The sequence below is a fragment of the Polaromonas sp. DSP2-3-2b2 genome (assembly GCF_049895905.1).
Taxonomy (GTDB): Bacteria; Pseudomonadota; Gammaproteobacteria; order Burkholderiales; family Burkholderiaceae_C; genus Polaromonas.
Window position 1 is genome coordinate 1 of the sequence record NZ_JAFCTH010000051.1, and the last position, 1,635, is coordinate 1,635.

Below are 1,635 nucleotides of genomic sequence, written 5' to 3' on the forward strand. Positions count from 1 at the left end.
CGATTTGTTGTCATGAATAACGCTCCAATGCGGATCATCCGCAATCATGGGAGCGGCAACTAGTCTGACACGGGGGGTTAAGCAGCCAAAGGAAAGGTTGATGCAGTTGAAGGCAGTGAGGCAGCAACGCGCAATGTGATGTGAAATAGGTCAGACCGGGGCAAGCTAAACCTGAGCGACAACAAGGGCATCGATAGCCCGAAAGCTAGATGAGGTGTTTGCCAGCGGATATGCATCGGGGCCCGTGGAACGATCAGGCAAATTGAAAAACTCCACAACCAAGGCCGAATATAAGTTTGCAGCCGACTTCATCACAAAACAATGCAAATTGCTCTTGATTGCCGGGAGGCATCCATATAAGTTGTCGCCTGTGAGTCTTGAATTGAAGCGGCTTTTTTGAACTCCTTGCGGTCCTCCTTTTGGTCATGCTTTTGATCGGGATTGAGGTACACCTCGCGCACGTGTTGCCAGTTGCGCGTGGTGCCGCTCCAGCGCTGGGGGTTGGCGGACGGCTTGGAGCGTTTGAACAAGGAGCTCAAACGCCGAACCCGCGTAGCCACGCTGTTTCCCAACTCTGCCAGTTGCCTGCGCCTGGTCAGTGCCCTGCTGGCCGAACAAGATGAGGAAGGGATGACCGCAAAAATCTACCTGTCCATAAAGCCCTGAGCATTGCCAACGCCCAAAACCGAATCTCGGAAATTTACAGAAAAGAAGTTGCTTTATCCGCCGACGGCGCGCGCCAGTTCCGCATGGCCAGACGCGTGCAAAGCGGCCAGGTGTTCATCAACAACTACGGAGCGGGCGGCGGCGTGGAACTGCCTTTTGGCGGCGTAAAGTCGTCAGGCCATGGCCGCAAAAAGGGATTCGAGGCGCTGTATGGGTTCACCACGCTGAAGACGGTGGCCGTGCGGCATGGATAGCTTGTACCTGCTTTCAATAAATCACGGAATTGACGAGTGACACGCCCCGCGCATTGCGCCCATTTCCTGAAGGCTGCCTGCGCTGATCCAGCACATTGGTTTTCATCACCACCACCATTTGTCGCATCGCCGGTCCCCAACTGATATGCAAAGGCCTGTCGCGACCGTAGTAGTACATGGCGTCAAATTGAAGATTGGATGCAATCCAAAGTGCGACTTTATCCATCTGGGTTTCTCTGTCAGGAATAAAGAAGTCGCATGCAGCCCCTCGATGGCGGCAGATCGCATTGCCTTTGGTATTGAGTTCGCAGGAGGCGTGCTGGTCAACCTGTGGCGCTATGCCGGGATTTGGTTTTTTGGAAATCAAACCCGCAAGAGTTTGGGAACAAAAACCGTAAGTCAGAGAAGGTTTGCCGTATATGTCCGCAATTGGATCAAGCACGACGATAGCCAATTGGGAAATTGCCAGCCATGAAGCTTCTTGCGCAGGACGATTGTTGATGGATGAGCCTTTCGCATCAAGGTCCAGCCACGTTTCTCCGCATTCAATGAAATCCCGGAAGGAAAAATGCTTTCCGGCCTTGTCTTCAAGATTAAAAATACGCATGGTCTGGGTTTTCTGATTAGGCCGTGTTCGGAAAGTCAATGGAGCCATTTCATGGTGCCGGCGATGTGCACGAAGCCCAGAAACGTGACGTCGAGCTTGTCATAGCGG

The 1,635-nt window shown here is 52.9% G+C and carries 2 protein-coding genes and 2 pseudogenes; 2 read left to right on the forward strand and 2 right to left on the reverse strand.

Going from position 1 to position 1,635, the window contains the following annotated elements:
* Nucleotides 1-311: 311 nt before the first annotated feature.
* Nucleotides 312-530, reverse strand: coding sequence for a hypothetical protein (locus tag ACP7AD_RS18480; RefSeq protein WP_426149215.1), 219 nt, complete (start codon nt 528-530; stop codon nt 312-314).
* Between ACP7AD_RS18480 and ACP7AD_RS18485 the strand changes: the two are divergent.
* A pseudogene (locus tag ACP7AD_RS18485) lies at nt 514-666 on the forward strand (transposase); the annotation flags it as partial. The gene ACP7AD_RS18480 and the pseudogene ACP7AD_RS18485 overlap by 17 nt on opposite strands.
* Before the next feature lie 62 nt (nt 667-728).
* Nucleotides 729-920: pseudogene (locus ACP7AD_RS18490) on the forward strand (aldehyde dehydrogenase family protein); the annotation flags it as partial.
* Nucleotides 921-933: 13 nt separating this feature from the next.
* On the opposite strand, the gene ACP7AD_RS18495 reads toward ACP7AD_RS18490, so the two are convergent.
* Entirely contained in the window at nt 934-1,527 is a 594-nt protein-coding gene (locus ACP7AD_RS18495; protein ID WP_426149214.1) for a hypothetical protein, read from the reverse strand.
* Nucleotides 1,528-1,635 lie beyond the last annotated feature (108 nt).

Coding starts and splice junctions, on each gene's coding strand:
- ACP7AD_RS18495 (WP_426149214.1), bottom strand. CDS start 1,527: ATGCGTATTTTTAATCTTGAAGACAAGGCCGGAAAGCATTTTTCCTTC.